Annotated in this window: 6 protein-coding genes; 3 read left to right on the top strand and 3 right to left on the bottom strand. The window is 43.7% G+C overall.

The genetic code is table 11. The features are described 5' to 3' along the window. A partial coding sequence (locus VK080_RS02550) for a lamin tail domain-containing protein (RefSeq protein WP_324223233.1) occupies window positions 1-5,621 on the bottom strand: 5,621 nt, incomplete at its 3' end. Window positions 5,622-5,857: 236 nt separating this feature from the next. Here VK080_RS02550 and VK080_RS02555 point away from each other — a divergent pair. From VK080_RS02555 to VK080_RS02565, 3 genes are read left to right on the top strand one after another with little or no spacing between them, the layout of a single operon-like run. Next, window positions 5,858-6,181 carry a PadR family transcriptional regulator gene (locus VK080_RS02555; RefSeq protein WP_324223234.1) on the top strand — a complete coding sequence of 108 codons (324 nt, stop codon included), beginning with the start codon at window positions 5,858-5,860 and terminating at the stop codon, window positions 6,179-6,181. Then, window positions 6,174-6,734, top strand: coding sequence for an HAAS signaling domain-containing protein (locus tag VK080_RS02560; protein WP_324223235.1), 561 nt, complete (start codon window positions 6,174-6,176; stop codon window positions 6,732-6,734). Before VK080_RS02555 ends, VK080_RS02560 begins: the two co-directional genes overlap by 8 nt. Next, a complete protein-coding gene (locus VK080_RS02565; RefSeq protein WP_324223236.1) occupies window positions 6,727-7,524 on the top strand; it encodes a DUF4097 family beta strand repeat-containing protein in 798 nt (265 codons plus the stop codon). The genes VK080_RS02560 and VK080_RS02565 overlap by 8 nt, the downstream gene beginning before the upstream one ends. Before the next feature lie 243 nt (window positions 7,525-7,767). Here the strand turns inward: VK080_RS02565 and VK080_RS02570 are convergent, their stop codons facing one another. After that, entirely contained in the window at window positions 7,768-9,441 is a 1,674-nt protein-coding gene (locus VK080_RS02570) for an ABC1 kinase family protein (RefSeq protein WP_324223237.1), read from the bottom strand. 294 nt (window positions 9,442-9,735) lie between these two features. Beyond that, window positions 9,736-11,777 (bottom strand): SbcC/MukB-like Walker B domain-containing protein (locus VK080_RS02575; protein WP_324223238.1); only part of this gene is annotated, 2,042 nt, incomplete at its 5' end.

An 11,777-nucleotide genomic window follows, 5' to 3' on the forward strand; every position in this document is an offset into this window, starting at 1 on the left:
AGCTTTTCGATACCAATGCTTGCTGGTTCTGAACCCGCAAATACGGAAGCAGGAATATCAAGGGTGATGTCGCCATTGGTAAGCGTCAGGACGACTTGTTTAGCCTTTAATGTTTTCACTTGTTCTTCGGTTAGTTCAAGAACAGCTGCTTCGGCATTCAATTGAACGATAATGTTGCCACTCTGAGAAACTGCTTCAAAGACATCATCCTGAACCGCAGCTCTGCCATCTGTGACATCTGCTTCAACGGTTTGTTTCTGGTTATTAGGCAGCGGTTTTCCTGGTTGATCATCAGGTCTTTCCGGGTCACCCGGTTCATCCTCAGGTTCAGCTGGTTTATCATCCGGTTCGTCTGAATCATCCGGCTCTCCGGGAACTTCAGGTTTTTCCGGCTCTTCCGGCACCACTTCGCCTTCAACGGTCGTGAAGCTCCAGATATCAGAACGAGTGCTGCCGCCATACGCATCAGTTGCTACGGTGTACCAGAAATAGTCACTTTCCGGATCAAGTCCATCCCATGTCACCGTTGCATCCTGTCCACTTGGCACATCTTCAGCCAGGCCGATTTGTTCATCCGTATAGACATTTACCTCAACATAATCGGTGGCAACGCGTTTTTTATCAGCTTCCAGGTTCCAATCGATTGTAAACACATCTTTTCCTGGAAAATCTGCTTCATCATAAAAATTATAATCATCCAGATAAGGGGAGTAGGTTTGCACATCAACCGTATTCGAATCCATATTAAAGTTTAAGATGCGCAAATACCCTTGTCCGCCTTCTGGTCCGCCCTGGTAATCGGCAAGCATTTGGTAAACCGTCCTATCGGCAGTGCCATCGCCGTCATCATCAATTTCATCAATATAGGTCTGGGCATTGTGATAATGACCGGACAGAACGGCTTTCACATTGTCATTCGGTACGACGACTTTTTCAAAAATGTCATCACCAATCGGGCTTCTTGTGCCACTGGCCAGCAAATATTCATGGAAACCTAAGATGGCTGTCCGGTTTGGGTGTGCAGCGAGTACCTCATTCATCCAGTCAATGCCTGCCTGATCGACACCCCAGCCCATGTACAACATAATATAATCGTTCCCATTTACAGAGATCAGATCATAGTGTCCACGATTGTTCTCATAGGAACCACCGTAATAGGCACGGTCTTCAAAGCGGTCTGCCCCGAAGTACTGGTTATAATTCACATAGTTATTATGTTTCATATCGACATCGTGGTTACCGGCAAGCACACCATATGGGATGCCTGCATCATCCAGGACTTTCATATTGCGATCGGCTACAGCCCACTGGTCAAAGTCATCGTAAACATTGACAAGGTCCCCCGTATGAAAAACATACTCAATATTTAAAGCATCCTGATTCTCGGCAATCCAGTTTACCTGTTCCTCATAAATATGCGGGTAACTTTCTGTGTAATACTGGGTATCCGTCATCCACACAAAGGAAAAATCCTCACCAGCTTCTGCGACTCGGTCCTGGACAATAACACTCACTTTGTCGTCTTGCAGATAGTCTGGACCTGTTACAGAACCAACAAGCTGGAATGCTTCAGTACCTGCAATGGTGGATGTCAGTTCATCCCACTCACCGGATGTATAATTCCATGCATACATCGTGACTTTTCTGCCTTCAAGGGAAGAACCGTTCCAAACAACTTCAATCTCATCTTCCGGACCAACATTTTCATCAACTGTGACATCAAATCGATGGTATGGGGATTCTGTGCTGGATTCAGTTGCAAATGCCTCGCCATCCGCTTGTAACAGCTGATGTCTTTCCGTTTCGGTCAATGCTGTTTCGTCTTCAGGATCCTTCGTCTGTGGCGGTTCCGTTTCAGTCATGTTCTGTGATATACGGAGATTTTCCGTGTCTTCTGCTGTATACTGATACGCTTGGTAAAATCCAACGTCCATGGCATCCCCTGTTGGGTCATTCACACGTACGGAAAGATCGGCACTTGTACTGCCCGGTTCATTTTCCTGCCAGTCCGGGAGCCCGGGGTGTTCCGCCACAACGGAAAACGTAACCTCCGATGTGCTGACATTTCCTGCTGCATCTTCCGCTGTAAAAACAACGTCATGTTCACCGGGAGCAAGCAAGGCAGAAGACGTTTCATATGGCAGGGAAATCGGGCTGCCATCCAATTCAGCAGAGACTTCTTTCACTTCATTGGCATCCTCAACATCCGCATCGATTGTCAATTCCCCTTTGTATTCTTTGCCTTCTTCAACAGAAGGGGTCATGACGGGTGCTGTATTGTCTGTGATGACCGTTGTTGTAACGTCTTCATCATCCAAAACCGCTTTAATTTCATGCTCGCCATCTTCTACAGTGGTTGTATCAAACAGGAAGGATTCGGATGCAAATGTTTCCTGTTCCAGTGTGAAGGTAAAATCATACACAGACTGTTTTCCGGCGCTGTCCCCAACCGCATAATTGGTATTCGGGTCACGATATTCCGGATCACGGATAATCGTTCCATCCGACAGCACGAGGCGGACATTTTTAATGGTAAAATCATCGCGGTTTTCGGTCGATGTTTCATCAAATGGCCCCACTTTGTTGCCGGCACGGATTGTAATCGTATTTTCACCAGGCTGTAATTTATCTGGTGAAATCGGGACGGTCAGTGTCACGAAATCCGTATACGTATCATCGAATATTTCCAGCACCTCATCGCCCATCGTGACACCGTTCTGGAAAAAGATATTCGTTTCCGACACATCAAATGCAAAATAGGCGTCATTTTCCATGGCCATAAACGTATCAGTCACTTGCTCATCATCCAGAAACAGCTCAATATTTTCTGTGTACGTATCCTCTGTTGCTTTAATCACCTTTTCACCAGACAGCAATTCATGTTTATCAACATTTAAATGCAAGCCTGTTTCTGCATTCGGGTGCGTGATGGAAAGCGTATTGGTTTCGGTTTTTTGCTGATTTTTGCCATCACTTGCTACAAAGTAATAGTCAAGATTTTCCTGACCAATGAGTTCCGGCTCATAAATGGTATGCTGGTACGTGTTATCTTCACCACGCTCCAGGCTGACTTTGGAAAAGTCATGGCCTTCCACGGTCCTGTAATACAGGAAAACCGATTTGACTTGATGGTTATCGGTTATTTTTGCCGAGACCTGGAACGATTCATCGGATGAAGGGCCATCCTCGTTCGTTGTATCGGCTGCGACAGGCGCGGTACGATCTGCCGGCAATGCCACTTTCTCGCTTGGCACTTGTTCCGGCATAACCGTTCCTGGCGTCGCATCGAATTCCCCGGAACTGATTTTAGTTGATGTTGTACTTCCGTCATGAGGGAAATGGTAAAGAATTCCCTTATTAGCAACGGTATCATCAACGCCATTGACGTCGTTATAATTCGCATAAGAAAGCTCATATCCCGTTTTGGTTGCCATGACGAGCGTCCGTTCTGAACTGTTGGACATGCCGTTATTATAAATTTTAATCAAATCGGTGCCTTCTGTTAAATCCGTTCCATAATGGTCGTTAAAATCAGCGCCCGTCAAATGTGGATTGCCGCCATTGATGACCCATAATACAATTGATTCACCAGAAGGAATGTTGATATCTTCCTGATCCTGAGGCGGCCCCCATAAGAGGTCATTTTCCGCTCCTGTATTTGGATAGCGATAACGGACAATGTAATCATTAAAATCAATCGCTTCGGTCGTATTGTTGTAAATCTCAATATATTCATACGCATCCGCACCATTGGCATTGGTTGAATCAGGCACCACCTCTGTAATCAACAGCGGTGGAACAGTTTGATAATCCACGTCGGCTTGCGGCAGTTCAAATGTTTTCGTGTCTGTTTTTGTTTCACCTGCTTGATTGGCTGCTGTCATGTAATACTGGATTTGATCGCTCCAGATGGCATCAAGCGGTATGGTAATTGAATAGACGGAAGAATCGTCCGTTTCGTTTAATGACACGGATTCAAACCCCATCGCATCACTTTGCTTATAAAATAATTTCACACCGGAAAGTTCCGCCTCTGATGTGACAGCCACTTCCACTGTGATAGCATCATTGGTAACGTTGATGGCGGGCTCTCCAATGCTCGGCGCTTCTAATGTTTCATCGATTGTCACCGGTTCATCAGGGACTTGTCCAGGCAAAACAGATGCCGGGGTGATCGTCTCACTGATGCCAATTTTCGCCATGCTGTTGCCTTCAGGTGGATATTGATAGGTAATGCCCTGATCCGGAAGCGTATCATCGGTGTCCGTTTCATTATACGTTGCTTGAGACATGACATTACCATAATCATCGGTAATGCTCAATGTGCGTTCCGATCCATTCGCCATGCCATTATTTTTGATAATGGTGACTTGCTCGTCTGTTAAATTCGTATCATATTGCTCATTAAAATCGTCAACTCCCAAATGGTCGTTTGCCCCGTTATGAATCCAAACGATGAAACTCTCCTCTGAGGCAATTTCTTTATCTTCTGTCAGGTCCCAATCGGCTTCGCGTCCATCAGGATACCCATATGTCAGTTGATAGTCTTTTAAATTGATAGGCTGGTCGGTATTGTTATAAATCTCGATAAATTCATACGCATCCGAACCGCCAACGTTCGCTGTATCCGGCGTGATCTCTGTAATCAGAAGCCTTGGCATGTTCTCTGGATCAGGTGTTTCTGAAAAAGTCACTGCTGATTCTATGTAATCGGTTGTTTCGGTATTGCCATCTGCATCTTCCGCTGTGATCTGGTAGTGAAAGACGGGTGACCAGAATTTGTCGCTTGAAATGTGGGCCGTGTATTGATCTGTCCCATCTTCTTTTTCAAAGTCTAGCTCTTGAGCCTGTATTTCTTCGCCCGTTTGATAGGTTACGGTAACATTTTTTGCATTCGGTACGGTTGCTTCAATGGTCAGCTCCTCATCTCCATTAATTTCAGTGATGGGACTGTGTTCGATCGCGAATGCTTCCTGCTGCTCGTCATTTTCGGATTCAACATCTGTTTCTGTTTCGTCATTTGTATCTGATTCCGCTGTTTCAGTTGTTTTGTCTTCGGGTGTTTCGGTGTCATTCGTGGAAGGTTCAGATGATTTTTCGGATGGCTGTGTTTCATCTTCCTGGGAATCTTGATTTTCTTTGTCCTTAGTGTTTTCCTTTGTGGTGTCTTTCACGACGTCAACGATATATGGCAGCGATGTTTTGATTTCGTTGTCCGCTGTTTCGGCTGCAAACCTATATTCAAGTGTTTTTGGCTTCACATCAGAGCCTGGAATCGTCGCCGTAAATGTGCCATCCTCCAGACGTTCCATCTCCATGTCTTTCGTTGTGTCATCCGACTTGTAATGCAAGGTCATCGTGGTGGCATTTTCGTTGGACACCTCGACGCTAAATTCCTCGTTTTCCGTTAATTGAGCTGGACTCTCGTGCTCTACTGCCAAGGCAGTCTTTTTGTCTTTTGCTATTTGCTGCTTCGTTTGCCTTGATTGAGTGTTTTCGTTCTTCTCCATCTCAGCCGCATACAAGGTTGCCGATGGTCCTGGAAAAATCGTCGTGATTAAAAGGACAACAACCAAAATCACGGAAAAAGATGAGCGCACTCTTCTTCTTTTCTCCCCCATACTCTCCCCTCCATTTAAATGATGTCAGTTTCAGGTTACCATCCGGATGTTAAATGAAATTAAATACAGTATAAAGTTATTGTAAAGGGTTACGTGGGGGATAAGATTTTATAAGAAAAAGTATTTTATACAGTACCTTGCAATAAACAGTAGTATGTGATACATTATTGTCGCAAGGTACTTTTATATTACAGTACTGTTTATTACACAGTAGTGAAAATGAGGTGTACATCCCAATGAACATACAGTTTAAAAAAGGAGCTTTAGAACTATGTGTCCTTGCATTACTAAATAAGCAAGATCGTTATGGCTATGAGATCGTTCAAAAAATCTCGGATCAGATTGTCATTTCTGAAGGCTCCGTATACCCATTGTTAAGGAGATTGAAAAAAGAGGCGTACTTAACAACCTATTTACAAGAGTCAAAAGAGGGGCCTTCCCGAAAATATTACCGGCTCACTGATAAAGGCAGAAATCACCTCCTAGTCCTTAACGATGAGTGGGAGAAGTTTTCAGATGGCGTTAATCAAATCGTAAAGGAAGGTGTTGACCATGAATAGAGAACAATTCCTGAAGAGCTTGGAAAATGGATTAAAAAAGCTGCCTCAAGAGGAATGTGATGATATTTTACACGACTTTGAAGAGCATTTTTCCAATGGTTTGACAGATGGCAAAACAGAAGAACAAATTTCTGACGCGCTTGGGTCACCAAAACAGATTGCCAAAGAGCTGGTTGCAGCATCCAATATCGAAAAAATGGAGGCGACCCCAACGACGGGGAATATTTTTCGCGCCGTATGGGCGGTTATCGGGTTAGGGTTTTTTAATTTTGTTATTGTGCTTGGACCATTTGTGGCGTTACTGCTAGTGGTTCTTGCAGGATGGATCTCCGGGGTTGCGTTTATCACTTCACCGTTAATGGTTCTATTTAATGCGTTAACCTACGCGGGAGCATTTGAATGGTTTGACTTATTCGTTTCAATAATGCTCTGCGGAATTGGGTTATTTATTGCAATCGGTATGTTTTTCGCGACAAAAGCATTGATCAAACTATTTGTACGCTATTTAAAATATAACGTTTCACTCGTGAAGGGAGGTCTAAAACATGAATAGTATCAAAAAAATAGCCATTGTTGCACTCGTTCTTTTACTACTTGGTGGGATCGGGAGTTTAATCACATTCAATACCATTAATAAGTCTGTACCCGTTTCGGAAGAGAAAGTCATTGATGACAATATAACAGCTGTTGAAATTAGTGCAGACAACGAAGAGGTGGAGCTTATTTCAACAAATGCCGATAAAGCAAAAGTAGAATTATCAGGGAGAAGTAACAAGGAAATGAATAACCGATTAAGTGTTGATGTAGAAGATAGTACACTATCCATCGAGCTTAAGGACAGGAAGTTTTTCCAGTTTTTTGATTTTCTCGGAACAACTTTAACATTAAACGTATACTTGCCCGAAAATGTATACGAATCATTGCAGGTTGACATTGAAAATGGAAGTTTTCAGTCAGAACAGTTAAGCATAAACAATGTTGAAGCTGAAGTGGATAATGGCCATCTGGAAATGAAAGATATCGCTGCAGCTATGTTAAATGTTAAAGCAGATAACGGCACGATTTCACTTGAAAATATCGAAGGCAACATTAACGGCGAAGTCAATAACGGGGAAATTTATCTTAAAACAAATCATTTGGATCGTCCATTAACATTGGAATCTAATAATGGCAATATCGAAATTGAAACGGATAAAGAGCCGACAAACGCAATTTTTGATATCAAAACAGAAAATGGCAAAGCGACTGTTTTTGGAAAATCTAATTGGGACACGGTCACCGGAGACGGGGATAATCCAATCAAATTAACCACTAACAATGGGAATATTAGCGTGGTGAAATAATTGATTTTATAGGGGATGAAGTTCTCGAAATTAGTGCAGACAACGAAGAGGTGGAGCTTATGGCTGAGATTCGGCCTGACCGTTAAGGCCGAATAACATCAAAACTCCCCGAGCCTTTTAGTGGCCCGGGGATTGTTCATGTTTTGATCATTAAACCAAACGATCGTATATTTATCATACTGCCGTCATCACGGTTGGTCAAACGTGCCAGCCTTTAAGGGTGCTGGCGCTGAACTTCCTCAGCTACATTCGGCCGGACCGAATGATGATATAGACCATCAGGATAAACATGAGAAGGGCTATAATAGCGCCTATTTCAATGATCGGCAGTTCCCAAATGACGGTATTTTGGCCAACCACCGCTAAACCGATAATCAAACCCGCCATAATGATGCTGAACGCCAGCATCAGGATACTGAACGCGATCCGATTGCTGATTCTGTCCAGCCGGCGCATCACTTCATTGACATGCCTGACATTAATATCAAGACCGACTCTGCCTTTTTTTACAACAGACATGATTTGCTTCATATCCTTTGGCAAGTCAGTCAGAATGTCGATATTTTCACCAATCTCCTGCCACGAATTCCGGATGATTTCCTTTGGATGGTACCGCTTCAACACTAATTTCCGCGCAAATGGTTCGGCTGCACGCGACAAACTGAATTCCGGATCGAGTCTTCCGAGCACACCTTCAAGCGTCAGGATGGTCTTGCTGATGACAACCATTTCAGTCGGAACCTTGATGTGGTGGTGATAAACGACGCTGAATATCCCGAGGATTATCCGCCCCAGGCTGAGATCTTTTGCCTTAACATTTTCATATTGCTGATGCAGCTTATCAAGATCCCGCTTCAGTCCCTCTAAATCAGTCTCTTCTTCAATCAAATCCATCCTGGAAAATGTTTTAATCATGCTCATACTGTCACCTTGATGCAGATTCACGATAATCGAAGCAAAATGGCGTTTCAGATTTTCACTGACATGCCCTGTTTCGCCAAAGTCCAAAAACACTACCGTATTTTTCGGTAAAATGTAAATATTACCGGCGTGTGGATCGGCATGAAAAAAACCATTTTCAAGAATCTGTTTCATCATGGCATCAGCCAGACGCTTAGCGATTATTTTCCGATCGTAGCCTGCTTCATCAAGAAGTTCATTTTCCGAAATCTTGATCCCGTTGATTTTCTCCATCGTCATGACCTTTTGGGTGGTAAATTCCCAGTATATTTTCGGAACCTTAATATAGGGCTGATCGTCAAATTGTTCCGCAATTTGCTCGCCACTCCGGCCTTCCATTATGTAATCCAGCTCATTTTTCAATATCTCGGACAGTTCATCGATCATATCGGAAACCCGGTAACGCTGCGCCCAGGCTGTCCGCTCCTCCAGCATATGGCCAATAGCGTGAAGGATTTCCAGATCGGTTTCCATTTTAGATTGAAGACCCGGACGCTGCACCTTGATCACAATCTCTTCCCCATTCAAAAACCTCGCCGCATGTACTTGTCCAATCGAAGCTGTCGCAAGCGGTTCGGGGTTCACGTAATCAAACAAATTGTCAAGATTATCATCAAATTCCGTCTCAATGATATTCTGAACATGTCCAAATTCGAGAACCGGTGCATCATCCTGCAATTTTTCCAATTCGGCAGTAATTTCAGGCGGCAGCGTATCATAACGTGTACTTGCTATCTGCCCCAGCTTAATGGTTGTTGGCCCCAGTTCCTGCAAGGCGTAACGGAGGCGCTTCCCCACACTTTTCATACTTGTATTGATTTCAGCGGATTCCTTGCTTTTTGCCATCGCCCGGTCTATTAAGCCGACCCGGAACAGAAAGTGACTAAATCCATTTTTTACGAGGACATTTACTATTTCCCGGTATCGTTTTGTATGTCTGATTCCTTTTCCCAGCATTCGTCATCACCTCCTAATTTTACATGACGGTTATGACGCTCCACAGATAATTATTTATTTCCTTTTCTGGTCCATAGTAACACAAGTCCAGGGAATTTCCCTTCTTTATTCACTGAACATTAGAAAGTTGGCGTTGTTTTAATAACAATAATAGTTAAAACACTCAATAACAAATTTACAGCTGCTGACAGCTGGAAGCCATGACTAGGAAATATATATGATCGTACATTCCGTTCATTTAAAAGAAAGATTTATAGACTTGCTCTCATTTACCGCGCGAATAGGGACAGACCCCTACGTCACCACAAATTCTGTTCTGCTCGATCCTTCTTTTGTCTTCACAACATCAAGCCTTGCCGGAAACATGGTTTTGAGATCCTGGACGTGTGAAATAACACCGATCATCCGGCCTGACTGCTGCAAATCGATTAATGTTTCGATCGATTTATTTAACGTTTCCTCATCCAGTGAGCCGAATCCTTCATCAATAAACATCGTGTCAATCGAGATATTTCCCTGAAAGCTCTGAATGACATCAGACATGCCCAGAGCCAGGCATAATGATGCATTAAATTTTTCACCGCCCGACAACGTTTTAACGTCACGTGTCTGACCGGTGTAGGCATCATAGACGTCAAGCGCCAAGCCGCTTTGCTTGCCGTGCGACTCCTGCCGGTCACTGCGCATCAAATAAAATTGACCATTTGACAGATCTTTCAGCCGGCCGTTGGCTGCCTCGATAATCCGCTCCAAATATTCAATTTGCAGATAACGTTCAAATGAAATTTTCTGATCGTTTTGCCCGCGCAATACATCATACAGATCCGTAATAGTTGTCAGCTCTTTTTCACGTGCAATGACTTGCTCGTTTGCCTCCATGATATTCAATTTTAAATCGGACGCATCCTGATAATAGTCTTTTGACAGGTTTAATTGCTTCAGCGCCGATTCATAGGCTTGTTTTAATTGGTCGAGCTGAGTCTGAATGGCGGCTAAATCTATCTTTTGTTTGTCTTTTAATGAAGCACGCAAATCGTTGACAACCTGAGTCAACGCTGAACGATTTTCGTTGAATGTTTGAATCGATTCTTTCAATTTTTCGCGTTCTGCTAAAGGTATTTTTGCCTGCTGATAGGCTTCTTCAGATTCAAATCCGGCATTCGTCAGGGCAGCTTTAAACTCTGCCACAGCTTTTTCACGTTTGCTGCTTATGTCATCAAGTTGCTTCCGTTTATTCGTCAGATCGGCAGTTGCTTTTGTCTGTTCATCTTTCGCCTCCTGCAGCTTCACCTGGGCATCTTCCCACGTTTTTTCCAGCTGGGCCTTAAGGTCTGACGTTTGCTTAATTTGTTTTTCTAATTCAGATAGAATGCGCACTTCTTCGGGAATGTTGCGCAGGCGTTCGTCATAAACGGCCTTCTCTTTTTCATAAGCCGCGTATTTTTCATAGTAAGTTTTTTCAAGCTGTTCTTTCTTTGTTTCCAGCTGTTTCAACACTTCCGTTTCTTTCGTATAGGTTTCTTTATCCCGGTTGAGTGCTTCCTGCTGTTTTTTTAAAGCATCCACTTCACCCCGTAATTGTTTGCCTTTGGTTTCGACTGTTTGGTAAACAGCTTCCGCGTCCCTGGGGTTGATTTGATACTGACTGAGTTCTTCCTGTGTTTCTTTCAGCCGGGTGTCGTTAGATTTCCAATTGGCAATGGCATCCCGATACAGACGGTCTTTTTCGTCCAATTCTTTCTTCAGTGTTTCAAGCTGTTCCTTTGTTGAGTCATTATCCTCAAAACCTGCTTTGTTCGGGTGCTCCAGACTGCCGCAAACCGGGCATGGCTCGCCATCATGGAGATGGGAAGCCAAGATGCTTGCCTGATTGTGCATCCAGGCTTGCTCGTATGCATCATACTTCTGTTTAATCGTTTGGTATGCTTTTTCTTTTGCCTGGAAATCCTGATCAAGTTGCGTTTGTTTCTCCTTCACAGTGAAGAACCGTTTCAATACTTTTGCTTGCTCTCTCATATTGTTGAGCTTTTCATTTTTCTCAAACAATTGGCCGACAGCCCGTTCGCTTGTGTTGATTTTTTGTTGAAGGGTTTCTACTTCCTCATTTTTAGTTTTCAATCGGCCTTTCACATTTTCCAGATCCGCACCAGCTTGTTTCGCCGCTTTCTGCAGTTCTTGTAAATGCCGCTTGCGTTCGTCGATGTCTTTAACAATTGGCACGAATTCCTGCAGCTGGTCCAGTTTTTTGCTTGTCTCATCACGTTTTGCTTGGTTGTTTTCCTCCTGCTTGTAAATGGACTGTGCATAATCCAGCTTGGCGGCCGCTTGCTTGCTTC

It is taken from the genome of Lentibacillus sp., from assembly GCF_035301925.1.
In the GTDB taxonomy this organism is placed as follows: Bacteria; Bacillota; Bacilli; order Bacillales; family Amphibacillaceae; genus Lentibacillus.

Bases quoted from the DNA above. Each gene is read 5' to 3' on its own strand.
- VK080_RS02555 (WP_324223234.1), top strand. From the start codon at position 5,858: ATGAACATACAGTTTAAAAAAGGAGCTTTAGAACTATGTGTCCTTGCA.
- VK080_RS02560 (WP_324223235.1), top strand. From the start codon at position 6,174: ATGAATAGAGAACAATTCCTGAAGAGCTTGGAAAATGGATTAAAAAAG.
- VK080_RS02565 (WP_324223236.1), top strand. From the start codon at position 6,727: ATGAATAGTATCAAAAAAATAGCCATTGTTGCACTCGTTCTTTTACTA.
- VK080_RS02570 (WP_324223237.1), bottom strand. From the start codon at position 9,441: ATGCTGGGAAAAGGAATCAGACATACAAAACGATACCGGGAAATAGTA.